At 39.8% G+C, this 22,356-nt stretch carries 19 protein-coding genes and 1 pseudogene; 5 read left to right on the top strand and 15 right to left on the bottom strand.

Annotated elements, in window-relative coordinates; translation table 11 throughout:
* The first annotated feature begins 129 nt into the window (after positions 1-129).
* Both U2718_RS06140 and U2718_RS06135 read left to right on the top strand, forming a co-directional pair.
* Positions 130-1,092, top strand: a complete 963-nt coding sequence (locus U2718_RS06140) for an ABC transporter permease (protein ID WP_341997817.1) — start codon at positions 130-132, stop codon at positions 1,090-1,092.
* A gap of 12 nt (positions 1,093-1,104) precedes the next feature.
* Positions 1,105-2,049, top strand: a complete 945-nt coding sequence (locus tag U2718_RS06135) for an ABC transporter permease (RefSeq protein ID WP_341997815.1) — start codon at positions 1,105-1,107, stop codon at positions 2,047-2,049.
* Positions 2,050-2,062: 13 nt separating this feature from the next.
* On the opposite strand, the gene U2718_RS06130 is transcribed toward U2718_RS06135, so the two are convergent.
* The 8 genes and pseudogenes from U2718_RS06130 to U2718_RS06095 all read right to left on the bottom strand — a co-directional run bounded on the left by U2718_RS06130 (position 2,063) and on the right by U2718_RS06095 (position 9,361).
* Positions 2,063-2,938, bottom strand: coding sequence for a hypothetical protein (locus tag U2718_RS06130; protein ID WP_341997813.1), 876 nt, complete (start codon positions 2,936-2,938; stop codon positions 2,063-2,065).
* An 18-nt stretch (positions 2,939-2,956) separates the two neighbouring features.
* On the bottom strand, positions 2,957-4,693 hold the full coding sequence (locus tag U2718_RS06125; RefSeq protein WP_341997811.1) for a peptide ABC transporter substrate-binding protein: 1,737 nt from the start codon (positions 4,691-4,693) through the stop codon (positions 2,957-2,959).
* Positions 4,694-4,728: 35 nt separating this feature from the next.
* On the bottom strand, positions 4,729-5,622 hold the full coding sequence (locus U2718_RS06120; RefSeq protein WP_341998101.1) for an ROK family protein: 894 nt from the start codon (positions 5,620-5,622) through the stop codon (positions 4,729-4,731).
* A gap of 117 nt (positions 5,623-5,739) precedes the next feature.
* A complete protein-coding gene (locus U2718_RS06115) occupies positions 5,740-5,937 on the bottom strand; it encodes a hypothetical protein (RefSeq protein ID WP_341997809.1) in 198 nt (65 codons plus the stop codon).
* Positions 5,938-6,101: 164 nt separating this feature from the next.
* Positions 6,102-7,001 (bottom strand): ABC transporter permease, encoded by a 900-nt coding sequence (locus U2718_RS06110; protein WP_341997807.1) that lies wholly within the window; start codon positions 6,999-7,001, stop codon positions 6,102-6,104.
* Positions 7,002-7,090: 89 nt separating this feature from the next.
* Complete coding sequence (gene trxB / locus U2718_RS06105) at positions 7,091-8,461, bottom strand: thioredoxin-disulfide reductase (protein WP_341997805.1); 1,371 nt, start codon at positions 8,459-8,461, stop codon at positions 7,091-7,093.
* A gap of 281 nt (positions 8,462-8,742) precedes the next feature.
* The gene (locus U2718_RS06100) at positions 8,743-9,006 is read right to left on the bottom strand and encodes a DUF2887 domain-containing protein (protein WP_341997802.1); all 264 of its coding nucleotides are present in this window, start codon (positions 9,004-9,006) and stop codon (positions 8,743-8,745) included.
* A pseudogene (locus U2718_RS06095) lies at positions 8,972-9,361 on the bottom strand (DUF2887 domain-containing protein). The gene U2718_RS06100 and the pseudogene U2718_RS06095 overlap by 35 nt, the downstream one beginning before the upstream one ends.
* Positions 9,362-9,471: 110 nt before the next feature.
* Here U2718_RS06095 and U2718_RS06090 point away from each other — a divergent pair.
* The 3 genes from U2718_RS06090 to U2718_RS06080 all read left to right on the top strand — a co-directional run bounded on the left by U2718_RS06090 (position 9,472) and on the right by U2718_RS06080 (position 13,798).
* Positions 9,472-10,038: a Uma2 family endonuclease gene (locus U2718_RS06090; RefSeq protein WP_341997800.1), complete on the top strand. Its 567-nt coding sequence runs from the start codon at positions 9,472-9,474 to the stop codon at positions 10,036-10,038.
* A 794-nt stretch (positions 10,039-10,832) separates the two neighbouring features.
* Positions 10,833-11,387 (top strand): type IV pilin-like G/H family protein, encoded by a 555-nt coding sequence (locus tag U2718_RS06085; protein ID WP_341997798.1) that lies wholly within the window; start codon positions 10,833-10,835, stop codon positions 11,385-11,387.
* Between the two features lie 194 nt (positions 11,388-11,581).
* The gene (locus tag U2718_RS06080) at positions 11,582-13,798 is read left to right on the top strand and encodes a tetratricopeptide repeat protein (protein ID WP_341998099.1); all 2,217 of its coding nucleotides are present in this window, start codon (positions 11,582-11,584) and stop codon (positions 13,796-13,798) included.
* A 32-nt stretch (positions 13,799-13,830) separates the two neighbouring features.
* Here U2718_RS06080 and U2718_RS06075 read toward each other — a convergent pair whose 3' ends face one another.
* The 7 genes from U2718_RS06075 to U2718_RS06045 form a co-directional block, all read right to left on the bottom strand.
* Entirely contained in the window at positions 13,831-14,319 is a 489-nt protein-coding gene (locus U2718_RS06075; protein ID WP_341997796.1) for a DUF3368 domain-containing protein, read from the bottom strand.
* Positions 14,309-14,563, bottom strand: a complete 255-nt coding sequence (locus U2718_RS06070; RefSeq protein WP_341997794.1) for a UPF0175 family protein — start codon at positions 14,561-14,563, stop codon at positions 14,309-14,311. Before U2718_RS06070 ends, U2718_RS06075 begins: the two co-directional genes overlap by 11 nt.
* A gap of 263 nt (positions 14,564-14,826) precedes the next feature.
* Positions 14,827-18,864 (bottom strand): glycosyltransferase, encoded by a 4,038-nt coding sequence (locus U2718_RS06065; protein WP_341997792.1) that lies wholly within the window; start codon positions 18,862-18,864, stop codon positions 14,827-14,829.
* Positions 18,861-19,976, bottom strand: coding sequence for a DegT/DnrJ/EryC1/StrS family aminotransferase (locus U2718_RS06060; protein ID WP_341997790.1), 1,116 nt, complete (start codon positions 19,974-19,976; stop codon positions 18,861-18,863). Before U2718_RS06060 ends, U2718_RS06065 begins: the two co-directional genes overlap by 4 nt.
* Positions 19,957-20,433: an FdtA/QdtA family cupin domain-containing protein gene (locus U2718_RS06055; RefSeq protein WP_341997788.1), complete on the bottom strand. Its 477-nt coding sequence runs from the start codon at positions 20,431-20,433 to the stop codon at positions 19,957-19,959. The genes U2718_RS06060 and U2718_RS06055 overlap by 20 nt, the downstream gene beginning before the upstream one ends.
* Positions 20,430-21,476: a GNAT family N-acetyltransferase gene (locus U2718_RS06050; protein ID WP_341997787.1), complete on the bottom strand. Its 1,047-nt coding sequence runs from the start codon at positions 21,474-21,476 to the stop codon at positions 20,430-20,432. The genes U2718_RS06055 and U2718_RS06050 overlap by 4 nt, the downstream gene beginning before the upstream one ends.
* Entirely contained in the window at positions 21,439-22,353 is a 915-nt protein-coding gene (locus U2718_RS06045; protein WP_341997786.1) for a hypothetical protein, read from the bottom strand. The genes U2718_RS06050 and U2718_RS06045 overlap by 38 nt, the downstream gene beginning before the upstream one ends.
* Positions 22,354-22,356: the final 3 nt, after the last annotated feature.

Genomic DNA, 22,356 nt, shown 5'->3' with positions numbered 1-22,356 from the left:
TTTATACAAAGACATTCACCACTGCTTTAGCCTAAGTTTAGACTCAAAAATAAGATTGAAATAAGAATAAAGTAAGATAGATTAGGTTAATTATTGCTGCTTTACCGAATAAAGCAATTTCTTTAGGCAATGACCAAATATTTAATCAATCGTCTACTAATTTCCATCCCAACGCTATTTGCCATCAGTATCATAATTTTCGCTATCTTAGCATTGGCTCCAGGCGATCCGATGGGAGAATTTGCACTCAATCCCTCTCTTACAGCCGAAGTTCGGGAAAATGTCAGAAGATCCTTAGGTTTAGATCAGCCGATCCATATCCGTTATGTCAAATGGTTTGTAGCTTTTTTGACTGGAGATATGGGTTATTCTTTCACTAGCCGTAGTCCAGTTGGTGCGCTGATTCTTCAACGTTTGCCGACAACATTGTGGGTGGTTGGTTCTGCCTACGTTTTAGGTGTAATATTGGCTGTTCCTTTGGGAGTAGTCTCGGCTCTCAAACGCCATTCCATTTTTGACATGATTTTAACAACTCTAGTTTTTTTTGGGTTTTCTCTACCGACATTTTTTACAGGCTTACTGTTTATTATTATTTTCAGTGTCCAATTAAAATGGTTGCCTTTTATTTATAACAGCACTTTACAAGTGACAGATTGGCAGAGTTTTGTAGCTCAAATTCAACAGTCGATTATGCCTGTATGTGTGTTGGCACTATGGCAAGCAGCAATGCTAATGCGCTTTGTCCGTTCTGAGGTATTAGAAAACCTTCATCAAGATTACGTACGTACAGCTTATGCTAAGGGTTTACCTACATTTGCGGTTATTTATCGTCACGTTTTGCGGAATGCTCTCATTCCTGTAGTCACACTAGTGGCGTTAGATATTCCTAATATTTTTACAGGTGCTTTAGTCACAGAACAAGTTTTTCGTGTCCCTGGTATTGGTGCATTATTAATCGACTCTATTTATCGCAACGATACACCAGTTGTGATGGCAATTACTTTTATATATGCAATTTTGATTGTTGTTTTTAATCTAATAGCAGACATTCTCTATGGTTTACTAGATCCTCGCGTTAAGTATACGAAGTAGTTGGAAAAATTTATGTTTAAGCGATCGCCCGATCCAATCCCAGAAGTTGGAATTTCTCCTGTCACAATCGGTGTTACTGCTGTACAAGGGACACCCGGACAAGATGCATGGCGCAAATTTCGCCGCAATCGTCCCGCTATGCTAGCTACCGTCGTACTGCTAATAATCGTGTTAAGTGTCGTATTTGGCCCTTTAGTATACACCACTCCCATTAATAAAGTAGACTTTGCTCAATCTACCCTTCCCCCCAGTTGGGAACATCCCTTTGGTACAAATGACCTTGGTCAAGATATATTAGCTAGAGTATTGTATGGGGGACGAATATCACTTGCCGTCGGTATTTTTTCGATGGTTGTTGCAATATTATTGGGTACGCTTATGGGTGCAATCTCTGGTTTTTTTGGCGGTTGGCTAGATATGATTTTAATGCGCTGCACCGATTTGTGCTTGGCTTTACCGCGACTACCACTTTTACTATTAGTGATATTTCTGTTTCGTGATGCAATTAGAGCGATCGCAGGGCCGGAGTTAGGTATATTTGTCTTGGTAGTCCTGGTTATTGGTGGACTCAATTGGATGTCTGTAGCGAGATTAGTCCGAGCTGGTTTTTTGACGGTGCGGGAAATGGAATTTGTCACAGCTGCTCGTGCTCTTGGCGCTAGCCCTTTGCGGCTGATTTGGATGCACATCCTGCCTAATGTCATCAGTCCAGTATTAGTTGCTGCTACGCTGGCAGTTAGTACGGCAATTATTACCGAATCTACCCTCAGCTTTTTTGGTTTGGGTTTTCCGCCAGATGTACCAACCTGGGGAAGAATGCTTTATGAAGCACAAAACTTTTTGGAATTTGCTCCCTATATGGTGATTTTTCCGGGGATGGCAATATTTCTCACAGTCCTAAGTATTAACTATATAGGTGATGGTTTAAGAGATGCTTTCGATCCTAGACTACTCTAGCAGACAGGTTTTGTTATTTTCCTAATAACGGTTTTGAGAGTTTTGTTAGTAAATCTTCAATACAAAGTTCTATGACTTCACCTCTTGTTTGTGCATCTTCTGCCACTTGATAAGCCATATTTTTTTCAGGTTCTAACTGCAATGTATCTGCCGCTTGCTTAAGCTTTTTTTGTATGTATTGAACAGACAGCGTATTCCTCAAAAATTCTAAATTCTCATTCAGCCAGCCCACATCATAGATACTGGCATCACTCTCATTCAAGTAGGGGCCTCCGCCTCCGTCTTCTGGTGTCCACATACCAAAAATTGGGTTCTCCCCTTCTAAATATATTAGTCCGGAAGCGTACATTATCGCCGAAACCGCTTTGCCAGAGTGGTCAAGTTTCCACCAAGTTGTCCAAATTCTATTGATAATTGGGGCTACATACCCAATACTGTTGAATCTTTGTATCCATGCATAGGCTGGTGTCGAAGCTTTGGTGTAAATAAATCCTCGCTCCGCCTCAATCCGAGCAATCAGTCCATCGTGGAAGAAGTTGTAAATAGCTTCTCTAACCCTTGGAGTCATCATTTTCTCTAGTATTTTGCCACGGTATAAAGAATAGTGGAACTCGGCATCACCACAAGCGGCTGACTGATTCTTCATCAGCGTCTCGTACCAGTAATTGAGACATATTGGAAATAGGTACTTAAATAAATCTAGTTGTAGTTCAACATAGGCCAAGTCGTGAAAGTAGTACCAAAGATCCTCTCCAGTAATTTTACGCCAGTCTTTTTGAGCTACCTTCTTTAATTCCGAGTCAAAATAATCAAATTGTTTTTCCCATACCGTCTGGGGTGGTGCGGGATTACCAAATATCTGTCTACTGCGTTGTGGTGTGATTCTCATACTTCAAATTCCCACTACCTACTTTCGCCTCCAATCCTTAATATTCCAAGTATCTGCATCCCACGGAGTTGTGTCTACACCAACCAGTTTATTGTTGACTCCAACAACGTTAGCTCTAACAATTAAGGGAATAACCGCCCCATCTTTAATTAACAAATCGTTCATCTGAATAAATAGCTGCTGACGCTTTTGGGGATTTAACTCAGTTGCAGACTGTTTCCAAAGGGCATCGTATTGAGGATTGCAGTAGCGTGAAGTATTCTGTCGCGACCAATTATTCTTTTTCTGAGGAATTTCATCACAAGTCCAACTCTTCATGTAGGCACCTGGATCTGGGCTGGTATTACCTGTAGTAAACATTTGCATATCAGCGTAGAAGTGAAGAGTGGTATCTGGATTAGCAGGATCGGCTGAGAAGAAAATACTCGGATCGATACTTTTAAGTTCTACCCTGACACCAATAGATGTTAATGCTTGTTTAACAATTTCTTGAGTTTTCTGACGCAGCGGGTTAACTGAAGTTTGGAAAAGAACGCTCATCTCCTTGCCATTTTTATCTCGGATGCCGTTGCTATTTGTATCTTTCCATCCAGCCTCATCCAGTAAGGCAGCAGCTTTTTGCAAGTTAAATTCGTATTTAGTATTAGGTGAATTATAAATATCAGGTGCAACTAAAAGGTTCACAGCCGGACGACCGATCGCACCATATAATTGTTTGGCAATAGTGTCGCGATCAACAGCATAGCTAAAAGCCTGACGAACTTTCTGGTCGCTAAAAAAAGGATGGGGAAATTTGAGACTTGAGCGTTCACCCTCCTGCGTTGCCTGGTTGGGATCTGTCTGATTAATCAAAATTCGCTCTACTTCAGCGCCAAAGCCAGCTTGTAATTTACCTTTACCAGATGTTTCCAGTTGCTTGAGGATGGAAGCTTCTACCTGGAGATTCCAAGCAAAATCTGCGTTTTGTGTCTGAAGTACTGCTCTAGCAGCCGAAGTTGCATCGCCCCCACCCTTGAGTTCTACTCGTTTAAACAAAGACTGACTGGCTTCGCGAAACACAGGATTAGGCTCATAGATGATAATATCACCGGGCTTGAATTGCACTACTCGGTAAGGGCCAGTGCCGACAGGAAGTAAATTACCTGGAGCCTCCCTAGCATTAGAGCCGTTATATTTCTCAAAAATATGGCGAGGCAGAATCATCCCATTTTCGCCAACGAAAGGTAACGACCAAGCTGGATTGATATTCTTAAAATTGATTTTGACGGTATAATCGTCAACAGCTTCAACACTTTTGACAGCTTCATAATAGGCAGTACTAGTGGCACCTACAGCCGGGTTGGAGAGAAATTGGTAAGTGAAAACCACATCTTGTGCTGTAAAAGGTTGACCATCAGACCACTTAACCCCCTGCTTGAGTTTCCAAGTTACTGAAGTGCCATCTTTCGCTATGCCGCCATTCTCAACGGTAGGAATTTCCGCAGCTAGAAAAAGGATTAATTTACCGTCTTTATTGTAAGTGGCAAGGGGTTCGTAAGTGACTCGACTGCCCTCAAAATCTTTGTTACCTTGGGATAAATGGGGATTGAGGATAGTTGGTGCTTGCCAATAGAGAAGTCGCAAAGTATCGCTATTGCTACTGCCTGGAGTAGATTTTTCGGTGGTAGGAGAAGAACAAGCAGACAATAAGGATATACCTATCAATGACAAGGCAGAAAGCTGAACTTTGCTTAATTTTTTGAAGTTAAACATCATAAATGTAAAAATTTTTACCCATTTCTAACTGTGGGCTATAAACTAACTTTTTGCCATGCCAACTTTGCTGCACCTAACATCCCGGCAGAATTGCCTAATTCCGCTGCTAAAAGTTGTATACCCACGCGAGATGTTCTCAACACTCGCTTTTCAATTTCTCTTTTGGCTGCTGGTAAGAAAAACTCAGCACTAGCGCTGACACCACCACCAATGACGATCGCTTCCGGTGTCAGTACGTAAATTAAACTAGTTAACCCGATACCTAAGTCTCTACCGTACCCCTGCCAAAAAGCCAAAGCTTGAGGATCTCCCGCTTTTGCTAGAGCGCCCAATTCTGCTGGATCTTTACCAGTGCAGCGACGAATTGCCGTAATTGAGACGTACTGTTCTAGAGAACCTTGGTTACCACTATTACACGCCGGGCCATCAGGGTTGAAGGTAATTAAACCCAACTCTCCAGCTGCTCCATAATGCCCTACAAACAATTTGCCATTTAGAATAATTGCCCCACCAACACCAGTTCCCAAAGTTAGTAAAATCAGATTTTGAAAGTAGCGCCCAGCTCCTAACCAAGCCTCTCCCAAACCCGCACAATTAGCATCGTTAGCCACAACAGTTGGTTTGCCAGTTTTTGCTTCTAGAGCGTCAGCAAGAGGAACATCGCACCATCCTGGCAGGTTAATAGCAAGTTTAGCAATTCTTCCAGCTGCATCTGGAGGCCCAGGAGTACCAACACCAATGGCTATAGTCTGATTTTGCGGATCGAGTAGGGCGATCGCATCCACCATTGTCGCTATTACTGTCTCTGGAGTTGCAGGTTGGGGAGTCGCTACAGTTAAAGACTTGTGGCAAGTGCCATCAACTGTGAAGCGCCCTAGCTTAATTGCTGTTCCCCCCAAGTCAATACCAATTACTTCTGGTGTCACCACAATACCCTTTCTGCCTTCTGAATTGAAACAGGGGTGTAAGGGTATAGGGGTGTGGGGTTTAGGGGAAGATTCCTTTTTCATGCTTAGTGATGAAATTTTTTCATCGGGACTGCCTTATTATCTGTGGTTAGTTTTTTTATGGTTAATTTCGCTCGTACCAACTGTAGCTTGACTGATATAAGTCATTGAAGACGAATGAAAATTGGCTTGCGCCTGCCAAGATGGGAGGGGCGTACCCCGCAAAATGCCAGCAAGGGCAACAGAGAGCATAAAGCCACCAGCAGCCGCTGCAACTAAAGAAAGATTATCTTTCACACAATTCTCTCAGGTGAATTACAACAAATAATAGACTAGCAAATCAAATTATCAAATGTTGGTAGTTAGTAGACTATGTGGAAGAGTAGTATGCCTGGACATTGCACCAAACACACTACGCGATCGCTGTCATTTTGAGCGTAATCGGCTCCCTAAACCATTAACTATTTCCGAATACCATTTTCTCGCCGCAAACGGGGATTAATAAATTCATTTAACCCTTCACCCAGTAGCGATAACCCCACCACCATTGATGTCATCGCTAGCCCCGGAAAAAGTGTAGTCCACCAAATGCCTGTAGATAGTGCAGGCAAAGCCTGTTTTAAATCGTGTCCCCATTCTGGCACTTCTTCTGGTAATCCTAAACCTAAAAAGCCCAATCCACCCAAAATCAGAATGGCATCGGCAGCGTTAAGGGTGAATAGTACGGGTACGCTTTGAATGACGTTGAAAAATAAATAGCGAGAAAGTACTTGCCAGGTATTAGCGCCGATCGCTTGTGCTGCTTCTATGTAGACTTCCGTTTTAACGCTGACGGTGTGGTTGCGAACAACTCGATAATACTGAGGAACGTAAGCAATGCTAATGGCGATCGCGGCATTTAATATTCCCCGCCCCACTACAAACGCCAGCGTTACCGAAAGCAATAACCCCGGTAGAGTGTAGATGCTATCCATTAAAAACAGCAGCATCTTGTCTAATCTACCGCCAACATAGCCACTCACCATACCCAAAGGCACACCGATCACCATACTCAGTGCGGTAGCTAGCAAAACAACTTGCAGTGCAGCTTTTGCACCTAAAATTGTGCGTGAGAATACATCATAGCCCAAGCTATCAGTACCGAACCAATGCTTGGCTGAGGGTGGCTCAAGAGGAACGTTACTTAATAACTCTGCGGGGTTTTGCAGCCATCCCCAACTCACAAACAAAGGAGCAAACAATGCTAGGAATATGAAAAAAAGGGTGATGGCTAACCCTACAAGCATTAACTGGTGAGAAAGGGTAGGACTTTTAGTAAAAATTAAAAATCTTTTTGACAGTTGGGGTTTGATCAGGCTCATATAGTTATGAGTTAGAGGTAATGAGTAATGAATTTTGAGTTTCCAGAAACATTTTGTCAACCCAAAACTCAAAACTCAACACTTAATTACTATGACAAATTACTTTCCACCAACTGACGATATTCGCTTTTAGGTTTGACGCCTTTGAGTTCCTTCACGAGCTCCTTATTTTTGAAGAACTGAACTGTTGGTGTCCCTGTGATGCCGGCATTTTCGGCAATGTCTCGGTCTTTGTCAATGTCAACTTCGACAAAGTGGATTTTACCGTCAAATTCATCCACTACCTTATTTAATATTGGCTTGAGAGTGTGGCAAGGGCCGCATCCAGGAGAGACGTATTTGACTATGAGTAGGCGATCGCTCTCGTGGAAAAGCTTCCTGAGGGCATAACCCCCTTCATAGCGTGTCCCATTAATATCAAATTCAGTGTCGGAGGGAGTTCTGTAGTCAGTTGGCTGAGGCTGCAAATCATTATCTGGAGTTTGCGACACCTGATGGAACTCTTGAATCAAACCATTCGACGACAACCAGCGTTCTGCCAACATTGCTGCCATACAGCCACTACCCGCAGCAGTAATCGCTTGACGATACTCATGATCCTGCACGTCACCAGCAGCAAAAACACCCTCTAAACTTGTCTCTGGAGAACCGGGCTTGGTGACAATGTAACCCACTTCATCCAGTTCGACTTGTCCCTTGAATAAAGAGGTATTGGGAGTGTGACCAATCGCGTAGAATAATCCTTTAACGTGCAGTTCGCTTTCTTCACCAGTTTTATTGTTACGGATTTTCACCCCTTCCATGTGGCCGTTACCAAATATATCCACAGGTTCAGTGTTCCAATGCACGTGGATTTTAGGGTTACTTAAAACACGGTCTTGCATAGCTTTAGAAGCCCGCATTTTTTCTGAGCGCACCAGCAAATTCACCTTAGAACCGTACTTGGTAAGGTAAATAGCTTCTTCTGCCGCCGAGTCGCCACCACCCACGACAGCCAACTCTGCTCCGTGAAAAATCGGTGTAGCACCGTCGCAAATCGCACAAGCAGAAATACCCCGGCTCCAAAACTGCCCTTCACAAGGCAGTCCCAACCTTTTTGCTGTTGCACCTGTGGCAATAATTAAGCTATGGGTTTTAAATTCCCTTTCTTCAGAGCGGACAGTAAACGGACGCTGGCTTAAGTCAACTTCAATAACATCTTCTGTATATAGTTCAGCACCCCAACGTTCCGCCTGAGCTTTCATCTGATCCATCAATTCGGGGCCTGTTATTCCTTGCGGAAAGCCAGGAAAATTCTCTACTTCCGTCGTTGTCATGAGCTGTCCACCAGGCAATCCTCCAGCTTGGAAGCCCTCAAATACCACTGGCTTGAGGTTAGCACGTCCCGCGTAGATGGCTGCTGTGTAACCTGCTGGCCCGGAACCGATAATTACCACATTTTCTACTCTTGGGTTGGTCATAACAGTTGCACAAACTCATAACGACTACGCTTAATATAGCATAACATATTAAAATGGGCTTCTCCATATCCCTATATCTCAACAGTCATCAGGAAAAAGGTGTAAATTAGGTGAGTATTAGCTGGCTAAGGCTGTTGTTACAGATATTTTCTAATAATTTCAACATCTACTTCTAGCAATTCTGCGATTTCTTGGATACTCATATTTTTCTCAATTAGTTTTGGTACTAATTCTAATTTTATCTTTTCCAAGATACTCTCATACAACCGAGTATTTTTGAATTAATCTAAATTAAGCATAGCGTCAATATCCTCTAAAGTAAGATTGGTAAAATTGTAAAATACAATAGCTTGGATGAATGCTAGCACTTTCTTTTGTATCTTTTCCTCAGGTAAATTTTCTCTTACCTGATTGATTAACTGTTGAGCTAAGAAAGTAGCTTTTATAGGTGTTTCTATAAAAAGTTTAGCAATTCCTATTTCCAAGCTATCCTCAGTCCTATGAGAAAGTTCATTCAGATAAATGCAACATAGACGTTGTTCCAATAAAGCCTGATAACGAGGGTGGAGGCGGAGCTTTATGAATGCGTTTGTCGTAAATAACAATTACATACCAGTCTGAATTTGCTGGTTGATATTGACGAAAATAAACAAAAATTTCTCCAAATAATCGTTCGTAAAATTATTCATCTTTGTAGGTTTGGAATTCTACAAAATATAAGGGTTAATTTTCAAAATCCTCGATAGTAGAAAACAATCCGTCTAAACGAAATGATTGTTGTTTTACTTCCGGTGCAGTAAATGTGTAGATATTGGGATTAGTATCAGGTTTTTCAATAAGCTCAAAAAATATTTGTGGTAGTTCCTTTATAAGTTCATAAAAACTTACATCTGTTTTCATTAATTTTATTAATGGCAAACTATACAGCTGTTTTTGTCCACACACAATATATGGTAGCTTTCGTAGGTTGAGGTGCGTATGATAGATGTAGAAGCGTTATTTAGTGTATTATGTCCCTTACCATTGCAGATTTAGAGCAACTACAAAGCGAACATCCAGAATGGCGGATGGAACTGGTAGAAGGGAACATCATAGTTATGGGGCCATCAGATTACGAGTCAGAGGAAATCACTACTCGGTTAACTACCTTCTTGAATAACTGGGTAATGTCGCGCAAATTAGGGCGAGTAACTGGTTCTAGCGCAGGCTTTATTCTGCCGAGTATGGAAGAGGGCGACTCAGAAAAAAGAAATTTGCGTGCGCCTGATGTTTCTTTTGTGCGGGCTGACAGACTAAAAAAGAGCAAGCGCGACTTTGTAGAGTTAGTTCCAGATCTAGTGGTAGAAGTCAAATCCAAATCAGACAGAATTAAACCGCTTGAAGAGAAAATTCAATTATTCTTACAACTCGGCTCTACAGTTGGGATATTAGTAGACCCTGACAAATTGACAGTAACAGTTTATCGACTTAACCAAGCTCCAGTTGTATTGCACAATGGAGACACACTCACTTTACCAGATGTCCTACCAGGTTGGGAATTGGCAATATCAGAACTATGGCCACCTGAATTTGAGTAAGTCAATATGTCTCAATCGTCATAAGGTTGTGGGTCAAGAATTTCAATATCTCCAGGCGATACTTGCCTAACTCCACCAGTTGGATATAAGTCTTTTGAATTGAGAATTTCCACAATGATTTTAGAACCCTTGTAAAGCCTTATGAGCTTCAGAATTTTTATCAGTAATAAATCGGCTAGTCATATCCCATTGCTAAATCTACATGGACAATTGACCTACCTGCCACCATAGCACTGACTCTACAAAATAAATATTGTGGTGTGGACATCTTGTCCGCACCGGAAGAACCAAAAGCTCCGAAGTTCTAATTCTCCTACGGAGGAGCTAAGTCGCAAAGCGACACGCTGCGCGGTAAGTGTAGCCATGCCCGCAGGGCTTACGCTAACAGCGGTAGACACGTAGACGGACGTAGTCCGGCTTCTCATAGAGTAGTAGCTTCTGTAAGTAGCCGCCGCACCCTGCGGGAAGCTACTCCGCGTCTTATAACTTCTCTCCATCCCACAAGAAAATCATAATGCATTATTTTAAGGCGATCGCGCCACTACCCACACGGGAAGCCGTTGTACGTCTATAGGATGACAGCTACCGTTTACTGAACCGTATTGACTTCTCTTTCAAATTCAGTCTGAAAATGCCTATTAGACAGGTTTTTCGCATCGAAAAGAGTCTCATTAACAGCACTAACTTACAACTAAAGAAAACTTTTTTTGGTGGGAATGATATGAAATTGATCGGTGGTGGGTAAGTTATTTTTAGAACGCGATAAGCAATCACCACCACGAGGAGTTACAGATATGAAAAGCGAACTGAAAGCTAAGTTTTTACAACACATTCTTAATAAAAAGAAAGAAGACGAAGGTTTCACCCTGATTGAACTACTGGTAGTAATTATTATCATCGGTATTCTATCAGCTATTGCACTGCCTTCTTTCCTTAACCAAGCAAATAAAGCCAAACAATCGGAAGCGAAAACCTACGTAGGTTCAATGAACCGCGCACAGCAGGCTTACTACTTGGAACAAAACGAATTTGCAGATCAAAATAAGTTTGGTAGTTTAGGTCTTGGTATTGCAACACAAACCACAAATTATGTATACCAAATTGATGGTGGTGGTACTAACTCTAGCTTAGTAACTAACCAAGCAAGTACAGTAGTTAATAATGCACCTCTCAAAAGTTATGTTGGTGGTGTAAGTGTAGCAACACAATCTGCTACTAGTGAAGCTACTACCATAGCCGTTTTGTGTGAAGCTGTACAAGCCAGAGTTAACGGTGGTGCTGATGTAGGAGCAGCTACTGCTGGCGCAAACGGACCTAGTTGCCCCACCAACTTCATCTCTTTGAAATAAGTAAAGGAATTAGTTACTACGGAAGAATACAGTTTGTCTAAGTAAGCAGTTTCATGGCAAAGTGAATTTTTCATGTAGTTTGTATTGAACTAAATTAGATATTTTTTAAAGTGGGTAGATTTTTCTATCCACTTTGTTTCCATTATGTGAGTCATTGACAAATATTATCCCTAAATTTTCTCATGAAAAATACAATGGTTACTGATATATATAATTGGCAATTTCAGGCTGAACAATACTTTCTGCAAGAAAACTATCTCCAAGCAGCACAGTTATATGAACAAGCAATAGCAATAGAACCAAATACTGTCTCCTATTACTGGCATTTAGGCTTATTATTGCTATTACAAGGACAAGAAGCAGAAGCTCAAATGACTTGGATGCTGCCAATAACAGAGGCAGATGAAGAGCATTTACAAATTTGGACAAATGAACTATTTCAATTTTTACAAGCAGAAGCTGAAAGGCGAGAAAATCTGACGGAATACTCTGTAGCCTGGTTAATTCGCCAGCATATGAGGGAAATTAATCCTCGTGATATTAATAATTTACTCCATATTCTTCTAAGTTCTCTCAAACTAGAAAAGTTTGAAGTAATGAATGAATTGCATGACTGGAGATTAATTGAAATTTTAAATGAAAAAGAAAGTGTAAATATTGATGCTAATTTATTAAGACAATTTTTAGAGGAACTTTTAAATACTATTCCTTTACATCCAACAAGTTTGAGTTTAGTAGAAGCTTGTTTACCTTATTTTTCTGATACTTATCAATGCTTCGATATACTGCTTACAGCTGCTTTGAAAATTGGTCATACTCTACAGCAACCTATACTAGCATCATCTCTTCTGAAGTTACATTTGCGCTTAGAGCCAGAAAATGTCGAAATTTTGCGACATTTAGCAATTTTTTATCAAGATGCTCGCAATTATTCTCAGGGTATAGAAACAGCTAAGTTATGTTATTCGCTATCAGAAGGTTTAGCCGATAAAATTTTTGCACTTCATTTACTATTAAGGGGTTTAATGTCAGCAGGAGGATATTGGAAAGAGATATGTGAAACTTGCCAAGAGCTAGAAACTGTATTTCAACAGTTTATACAAGCACAACCAATTGCTTTAGAAGAGGGAAGAATCCTGCGGTTACTGACACCATCTTTTGCTATACCTCACATTAAAGATACTCCCACTGATTTTCGATTAATTCATAATAAAATAGCTGAGATTTTTAATAATGATATTAAAGATTTAGCTCAATCAGAAGGAAAAAATTATTGTTGGAATATTACTAATAAACAAGTCTTAAGGACTTCCAATAAAAAATTAAAAATTGGCTATATATCATACGCTCTCAGGAATCATTCTGTTGGTTGGTTAGCTCGTTGGATATTTCAGCATCATAATCGAGATAATTTTGATATTTATACCTATTTTGTAAACTATAAGTTAATAAATGATTTTCTTCAAGATTGGTATGTACAAAAGGCAGGAAAAGCCCACAAACTAGGCATGAACGGTTTAGAAATTGCTGAACAAATATATCAGGATGAAATTGATATTTTAATTGACCTTGATAGCATTACTTTAGATATTACTAGCGAAGTGATGGCGCTCAAGCCAGCACCTATTCAAGTTACTTGGCTTGGTTGGGATGCCTCAGGCATACCTGCAATTGATTACTTTATTGTAGATCCTTATGTGTTGCCAGATGATGCACAAGAATATTACACAGAGAAAATCTGGAGGCTACCGCAAACTTACATCGCAGTAGATGGTTTTGAGGTGGGTGTACCAACTCTCCGTCGAGAGGACTTGAATATTCCTGGAGACGCTGTTGTGTATCTCAGCGCTCAAAGAGGATATAAGCGCCATCCAGAAACAACGAGATGGCAAATGCAAATTATTAAACAAGTTCCTAATAGCTACTTTTTAATTAAGGGGCTTGCTGAAGAAGAAGCAATTAAACGCTTTTTTTATCAAATAGCCGAAGAAGAAGGTGTGGATTGTTCTCGGTTACGGTTTTTACCCCAAGTTCCTCTAGAGTCTGTTCATCGTGCCAACTTGGGTATTGCTGACGTTGTATTAGACACATTTCCCTACAATGGAGCTACAACAACCCTAGAAACATTGTGGATGGGCATCCCCTTAGTAACACGAGTTGGTGAACAATTTGCAGCACGTAACAGCTACACAATGATGGTGAATGCAGGTATTACAGAAGGCATTGCTTGGACAGATGAAGAGTATGTAGAGTGGGGTGTGCGTTTAGGTCAAGATGCAGCTTTAAGAGAGCAAGTTACTTGGAAACTGCGACAGTCAAGGCAAACGGCACCGTTGTGGAATGGGAAGCAATTTACTCGTGAGATGGAGAAAGCTTACGAACAGATGTGGCAAAGGTATCTTGATGGATAAACTACCTCAACCTGCAATGCTGAAATAGATTGTTACTTACCAGCTTGATGTTTAAGTATATTTACTATATTATCTGATAACCATAAACCAGCATTGCGTAAAGCCTGAATTCCTGGAGATATACTAGAAATCAGTTCGCGTCTTTTTGCTAATATTAGTAAACCTCCTGTACCTATAGTAATAATACTTAATGATAGAGCGCAACGTCGTGCCGCTCTATCATCGACAATAGCGGCACAATCTAAGTTTTTCAAAGCTAAACTTAATACTTGTGATTCTCCTGTTCCTAAATCCCAAGCTGCTACTTCAGGTGCTATGCTATCAATTTCTACTCGTTGTATCCAAGAAACGGTTGGTAATTGTCTTGACGCAGTATCATCTTCTCCTCCTTTGGTAACTTCTTGAAACACACCTTCCGGTACTACAATTTCTGTAAATAATTGTGGTAGCAATTGTGCTTGTTGACTTTTAAATAGAACAATCAGAGGAGAAGAATTAATGATAATGCGATTAATCGGCATTCGCCAGTTCCTCAGCCAATTCTTCTGTAGTATATTGCATAAAATCAACTCGATAACGAGATAAAGCATTGATAAATTCTACACGAGTTAACCCAGCAATCTCTGCAGCTTTATTTTGCGATATATTACCTATTCCATACCATTTAACTGCGGCGGCAATCCTCATTTCTTGAACAAATTCTTGAGGGTTTTTGCGAAGTGAAGAAAATACTGTTTCCGGTAATTGAATAGATATGGTTTTCATAAATTGCGAATGATATAAATTTGTGGTGTACTTCACCTCATTGTACGCTATAGTATATTGTGGTGTACAAATCGGTAAAGATAAGACTTTAAGACAAAAAACTAGCCCTGGCGACTGGAAGTCGCGGCTATACAGACAAAACCCGCGTAGGCGGGTTGTTTGCGGGCTTTTTTCTTTTGCATAAACAAAAAAATACCAGAGATTTAAATCTCTGGCTGATAGCTCAAGTTCACTTCGGTGGAATCAATATTAGACTTTTATAACTACATAGCTGTAACTACCAAGCTAGAAGTGATTAAGTTATCCAATCCCCAAACAGAAAGTTGTTGTATGAGTATTGGTGTCAATGCTTGTTTATTCTCATGTTTCAAAACAAGTCTAGCTGTCAGGCGAGGTAGTAAAGCTTTCCACTGATTATCTGCCAGTTTACCTACCAAAGAAATTTCTAATCCTTCAGTTATATCTAAATCTTCATTCATTAAAATATTCATCGCTACACTAGACAAAAACATTTCGGCATCTTCAGTAGTAATTTTACTAGTATCAATGAGTAAAGTGGTGTGTTCGGTATCTAAATGGTTTGCGATCGCTGCAATTACTTGCTGCAATTCTTCACCTAAAGACTCTTCGGGCTGCGACCAATCTGGGAAAAGAATTAGGTTAGTATCTCTTAAACGCAAGTTTTGGCATAGAGTTTCAGTAACATAATTGCTGAATAACTCTTGAAAGACAGCGCCTATCTTAGCTGAATAAGAACGACTATCCAAAAAACTGGGGTTATCTTGCATTTTCTCCTGAATTTGTTCCCTCTTTTGCTGGCGTAATTCTGGATTAGTACCGAGTGCGATCGCTAAACGTATATAAGACTCTTCACTATCTGCAACTAAATCAGGAATATCTAGTGATTGCACCATTGCTGCTCCCATTGCAGAACGGAAACTATTTCCTTTTCTAGCTATTACTGGCAGATTAACCTGTAGCGGCTCTACCAGCGAAGTTGTTCCCGCGAATGGGTAAGAATCGAGATAGACATCAGCAATTTTGAAGTATTCCTTAACATCTTCTCTATCTGGTACTGGTTGAGGATCTAAAATCAGCAAGTGATCGGCTTCTAGTCCATGCCTTGAAAATATTGAGTTAAGGTGATTAATAAAAGCTTGTTTGGGGTAAGAATTAGACCAATTCGGCCCAAATGGCAGAAGCACCAGAACCGAATTGGGTACTTCAGCAATGATTTTTGCCCACGTCTCCATCAGTTCAGGAATGATTTTGAAGAAATTAGCGCCAGAGATAAAAACAACAGTATCTTCAGAAATTCCTAGACTTTCTCGCTCAACTTTGATAGTTTCCTTTCCTTGTTCAGTACCATAACTAAAGCAATGAGCACTTCCTTTTAGTTTCACCAACTTTTCTCGATACTGTTCTGGTGCTGTTGGTGATGGATCGGTAAGCATACCGGAGATGTAGTAATCCATATGTCTCATTCCGGTTGTTACTACAGAACCTCCACTGGTAACTTGTATTCTGGCTAACCTATGCATTGCTAAAAGGCAAATTTTATTGGTTACTGCCGTCACATTTGTTGCAATAAATAATATATCGAGGTCATCAGCACGAATTGTATTTACTTGTTCTGATAAATTTTGTGGTAGCAGCTTGAAAAAGTTTGCACAACTTCGACAATATTGCTCTAGTGGATGACTAGTTGCTTGAAGAGAATACAAAATGACTTCAAAGTCTCTACTGATATATTCATAAACAGGGAGATAGGCGAATGTTTCAGAACCTGGTGTGAAATGTGCTGCTAGAATACCAAGCCGGATTTTTTTTCTATTTACAGCCCGATCTGCAAATTCATAATTGACTTCACACCCATTAATTTTTAGGAATAATTCTAGTATTTCCGCACGTTTCACATAGATATCTTTGAGATTCACTTCATTAAAATATGCAGGAATAAAATTAGCAATTTGAGCAAAATTATCAACTACTTCACGCCAGAATGAAGAATCGGAATGACTGAATATGGATGCGTATAAATAATCAAGCCACCCCTGCATATATTTGTAGTAATTATCTGCTTCTCCCAATTCGTGGAAATGGATTGGAGAAGAAAATAGGAAGTGCAGATAGTCCTGAAGCAACCAATTGGGTATGTAAGAAAGGATATGCTGCAATGGTAACTGGTCAGCACGGTGATAAACCCAAGCAGCAAGGAGATACTGGATAATCTTTGGCAGATCTAAATCTTGAGTCAAATATGCTTCAATTTCATCTATAAAAGTCTGTTCGTCTGGGGTCAGTGGTTCTTCTTTAATTCCACTATTTTGAAGACTACGATGTACTGTACCTAAAGCACCAAAATATTCAGTTGCCAATTGCTCTGTTTCTAAACCAAGCCATAATTGGGCAATTTGTTGTCGAATTTGATAAACATTAGCTAATTCAGATTGTTTAGTTTTTCCTTGCTGATATTCTTCAATTTGTCTGGATAATTGAGTCAATAAAAGTTCAGAATTTTGCAGAGTTTTAGATACAGGTATACCGATAGAAGAGAAATTTTTATTTTTGTCGAGTGTCTGCTTTGCCCACAATACTTCTTGCTCAGTATACAGTTTGGAATGAAGGCTAATAATTCTGGCAAATAGAGTTTGCAGCTTTGATTTTTGATTAACAAGTTTTTGTAGCATAGAACCTGTGGTATGTTGTCTATAGTAAAAGCAGGCTTTTGCTAAACGATACCCTTGCCAACCATTTTCGTAGGCTGAAATCCAAAATTCCCAGTCCTCCAGTCCCCCATCCATGATTGTTTTGAATCCACCAACCTGATTGAAGATTTCTCTGCGAAACATAGAGGTGGCAGTCGCTTGATTATTCCTTAAAAATATATTGGAATTAAAATCTCCGTAGCTAATTTGATCGTTTTTAGCTCCAAAGTACTGAACATCTGTATAAACAAAACCAACGTCAGGGTTAGCTTGTAAAATTACTACAGAATCTTCAAGGAAATTAGTACCAATCTTATCATCAGCATCTAAGCACAATATATATTGACCTGAAGATTGTCGGATACCTGCATTTCTAGCATCAGATAGACCACCATTTTGTTTTTCTACAAGTGAAATTTTGCGATTTTTATAAAGTTCTATTAAAGACCTTGCTACTTCACTAGTATTGTCAGGGCTACCATCATTTACAATAATACATTCCCAATTTTTATATGTTTGATTGACAACACTCTCAATAGCTTCTTTCAAGAAAATGGCGTGGTTATAGCAAGGAATAATTATGGAAACTAAAGGTTGAGAGCTAATCTCTATCGATTTATCAAGATTAGTTATTAGTTGATATAATTCAGGTAAACCAAAACTGTATTTATCTTTGCAAACTGCCAATACATCTCTATTTTGTAATAATCCAAAAAGTTTTTCTGCACCAATGTTACGAAATAAAACTGAATTATAATTAAGATAGAGAAATGCTTTCTCTAATTCATACTCAATCTTACTATTGAAATTAGGTCTTATAATATTATTGGCGAATGCTTCTTTGAATAAATCTACTGGAATGTCATTGAAAAAATCTTTGCTCAATTGACGATATTCAAAAAAATCACGTACTTTATTATTTTCAGATTGACTTAAGGTCTTACCTGTAACTCTATACTTTATCAACTTTTCCGGTAAAACAAATAATTCATATCCTCTACCAAGCAGCTTTATCCACATATAAAAATCTTGAGCTTGAATAGAAGTTAAGTGGTATAAACCACTCTCTATTAAAACTTTTTTCTCTAGAAAAGGTGTGATACCGTTTAAATAATTACCTTGCTCAAAGAAATGCCTTAGCATTTCTGATCGGCTTTGATTAAAACGATTAAACCAGCCCTCTTTAATATAGGGTTCACCCGAAAAAATATGGCTGTTTTCATCGATAAAATCTACCCAAGAAAAAACAACTTTTTTGTCAGATTTTGACAGACAATCATATTGCCTTTCTAGTCTATGAGGATAACAGACATCATCTCCAGACATTAGAGCAATATACTTTCCTCTCGCTACTAAAGCGGCATTATTAGCTGCAATACTAGGCCCTTGATTTTCTTGACAGATATAACGAATGCGAGAATCACTAAATGATCTGATAACTTCATCAGTTCTATCAGTCGAACCATCGTTGACAATGACTAATTCAAAATCTGTGAATGTTTGTTCTAGAACGCTTTGTATTGCTTCACCTATATATTTTTCATGATTATAAGTAATCATGTTAACGCTGATTAAAGGTTCATACTCTTTCACTGCCAACTATCCTCCAGTAAAATTTCTACTACTCTTTTAGCTTCTACTTCAGATATCTGATTTCCGATAGGTATACTTAAAATTTCTGCTGATATCTTTTCTGTAATGGAAAAACTTCCCACTTTACTAGGTTTTCCTCTTATTTCTGGATAAGCATTCGATAAGTGGGGAGGAATAGGATAATGAATTAAAGTACCAATACCAGCAGCAGTTAAATGTTGTTCTAGATAATATCTTCTCGGATGACTAACGACAAATAAATGCCACACTGGTTCAGCCCATTCGGAAACATAAGGTAGCTTCAAATCTTTAATTCCCTGCAATGCTTCCAAATAGTATTTAGCAACCAGTCTGCGTCGCTCATTCCATTCATCTAGCTTAGTCAGCTTCACTCTCAGAAAAGCAGCTTGTAACTCATCTAAGCGTGAATTAAATCCTTGGATTTCGTTTTTATATTTAATGCGAGAGCCATAGTTACGCAGCAGGTGAATTCTATCAGCTAGGTTAGCATCATTGGTAGTGACTGCTCCCCCATCGCCAAAAGCCCCTAAATTCTTACCAGGATAAAAACTAAACCCTGCTGCATCTCCTAAACTACCAACTCGCCGCCCTTGATAACGTGCGCCATGAGCTTGAGCTGCATCTTCAATAACTTTAATTCCATATTTTTTAGCAATTTCATTGATAGAGCGCATATCTGCTGGCTGACCGTAAAGATGCACTACTATGATTGCCTTTGTTTTGGAGGTAATAGCTGCTTCTATGTTTGAGGGATCGATATTATAAGTATTGATATCTGGTTCTACTGGTACTGGGGTTGCTCCCGCGTATGAAACTGCTAACCAAGTTGCTATATAGGTGTGAGATGGAACAATTACCTCATTACCTGTACCAATTTCCATTGCTCGCAAAATTAGATGTAAACTTTCTAATCCATTACCGACGCCAACACAATACTTCACCTCACAGTAATCTGCAAACTCTTCTTCAAAAGCTTTTACTTCCCGTCCGAGAATATACCAGCCAGACTCCATAACACGCTGATAGGCTGCATCGAATTCTTCTTTTAATTCCAAATAAGGAGCTTTTAAATCAAGAAATGGAATTTCCATTGTCTATGCTCCTTACAGCCTTTATAAATTCATCATAATTGCGATAGTAGTCATATTCCTCATAGTAAGTGGACGCTAAAACCATACAAACTGAACCTGATGAGAAATTGTCCAATTCCCGCCAAACCATAGAGCTAATATAAAGGCCATAGTAAGAGCGATTCAAATGAAAACGCCATTCGCCATGCCCATCATCCAAAACCACATCAAAACTGCCAGACATGGCAATAATTAGTTGTTGCAATGTTTTATGAGCGTGTCCACCTCTTTCCGCTCCTCCAGGAACATCATAGAGATAATAAACTCTTTTGACATCGAAGGGGACATGCTTATTACCTTCTATAAATGTCAGATTTCCTCGCGGGTCTTCTACCTTTGGTAAATGAATAATACGGCACTTTTCAATACTCACTTTATAACCTCTAGAATCAAAAAAAGAGGAGCTAGTAATAATCACGCTTTCAACTGAACTTCATAAAAATCATGTACTACTCCACCACCTCCAAATTCTGTTTTAAATTGATAAAGACCTTGATTGAGATATTGCCCTTCACTTTCAGTACTAATGCCAAAACTGAAATAACGCGCTTTCTCAGCCCTAGCTTTCTCAATGCAATGCTCAAAAACTGCATCTAAAGCATCTACTTTGTAGCCGACCATACTTGAAGCAATGTACTGAGCGTGGACGACTAAGGGACTGACAAATAGGACTACACCGGCAATAACTTGAGAGTCCAGCAACCCAACAGTAAATTTAATATTCTGGGGAAACAAAGAATGAAGATAAAGAATTTCCTCGACAGAATGAACTGGTCGGGTACCGTGTTTTCGAGCAAGATTTTCTTCCAGTACGAGCCAGAAGTGTTTAGCAAAATTAGCTCCTTCTTTGACTTCTACACCTTGTTTTAGAGCCTTCTTCAATCCCCTTTTACGCCGTTGGCTTGTCTGAGGTCGGTTAGTGAGATCGATGACACAAGAGAGGTCACAACGATAGCGCACCGCACCCAATCGAAAAAGGGCATAGATATCATCACTAGCAGGGGATTGATGGTAAATGTACGGAACTGCCTTATAGCGGAGTCTTTCAAATCCTTGAGTAGCGTAGTAACGTTTTGTGACTTCAAATGCCTCAAGCATTTTTTCCCCGTAAAGGCTACCCGCGTGCAACATTCCGCCGTAAGTTATTCCTGGATGACTCGCAACGCAATTCCGATTAACTTGATCAACTGCTGCTAGAAACAAACCCACCAATCGGTTCTTTTCATCCTTAATCAATAGCGAGATATCCTGGAATCGCTCGGCATGGTAAGACAGGTAGCGGCGGCTATGAAGAAAGTTAGCCATTGGAATCTCAACAATAAACCTGTCCCACAGTGCAGCATCACTTTCAGTATAAGGGAAAACTTTTAGATATTTTTTATCTGCCACGCACTGTCCAGCTATCTCCGCGATCATTTCACTATCAATCTTGTAGTACTGCAACCCCAAAGCCAGTCTCACCGTAATTGTTACCGTTATAAAACAGATAAGTTCCGTATCTCGTCTTTTGAAGACAGCCAAAGCAAATCATTTGCGAGTCCCAACCATCCTCGGATACATCAATTCCTACCCCCTCGTCTTTCCTTATCCAATTCAGTCCATCCGTCGATTCAGCATAACCTAGTCGATAACCCTTGCTGAATGTGCGGATGGAATACCACATTTTGTAGAGACCGCTTTCTTTGATCACAAAGGGTCTGCCGAATCCGTACTCTTCGTTACTAGCAATATCTAAGCAGATTCTTCCCTCCTTTCCCCAGTTAATCCCATCGTTTGACTCTAAGTAGCGCAAATTATAGGTAGGGACTTGCTTATCGTCAACATGGAGCCACTTGTCACCAGCTACATACCACATTCTCCACTTGTTATGATCCCGTTGGACATGAGCTGCTGTTCTTACAAAGAGTTCTTTATCGCTTCGTTCCAAGATAGGAACTCTGGAATATCTTTTGAAGCTGTTTCCATTGTCCTCGCTGACTGCAAGACCAATCAGCAGAAAATAACGAACCTTAACTCCAAGCTGCCAGCCCACATAGTAAAGGTACAATTTATTAGCGTATTTAATAATGCTAATTGGTGTGACTCCGTTATCATCAAAAGTTCCAGGCTCGCCAATATCTAGTACAGGCTTCTCTGAAACCCTTAATACCTGAAGCGGATTACTTGCAGCAACATCCACAAATCCAACTCTTCCAACTTTGCTTTGATCTAGAAAGGCAACATATACTCTGATTAGTTCATCATTGAGCATCATGGCAGTTGGAATGAAAGCATGAGAAAAAGCCCAATCCTGCTTGCCATTTGCCACGTATACTAAGCCAAGTTTTTGCCAGATCACTGT

The sequence above is a fragment of the Chlorogloeopsis sp. ULAP02 genome (assembly GCF_038404745.2).
Classification (GTDB): domain Bacteria; phylum Cyanobacteriota; class Cyanobacteriia; order Cyanobacteriales; family Nostocaceae; genus Chlorogloeopsis.
This window is presented reverse-complemented; position numbering and strand designations above follow the sequence as displayed.